At 65.6% G+C, this 308-nt stretch carries 1 protein-coding gene; it reads left to right on the forward strand.

The features are described 5' to 3' along the window. A partial coding sequence (locus O7A70_RS34100) for an Ig-like domain-containing protein (protein ID WP_337144242.1) occupies positions 1-308 on the forward strand: 308 nt, incomplete at both ends.

The raw sequence follows: 308 nt of genomic DNA on the forward strand, positions 1-308 counted from the left end.
GGCGCCACCATCGACGGCGTGCGCGCCGCAGGCGGCAACACAACCACCGCCGTATCGGGTGGCGTCAACACCGACATCGCCGGCCTGCACGGTACGCTGCATCTCTACGCAGACGGCTCCTACACCTACCAGTCGACCGCCAACAACATCACCTCGGCGACGACCGACGTCTTCGTCTACACCCTCAAGGATGGCGACGGCGACCTGTCGACCACGACGCTGACCATCAACCTCAGCGATGCCGGCCTCTTCGCTCCCACCAACAGCGATGTCACCGTCAACGAGGCGGCCCTCGACACCTCGACCAC

Origin of the sequence: Mesorhizobium sp. Cs1299R1N1 (genome assembly GCF_037179655.1) — a bacterium.
Taxonomy (GTDB): domain Bacteria; phylum Pseudomonadota; class Alphaproteobacteria; order Rhizobiales; family Rhizobiaceae; genus Mesorhizobium; species Mesorhizobium salmacidum.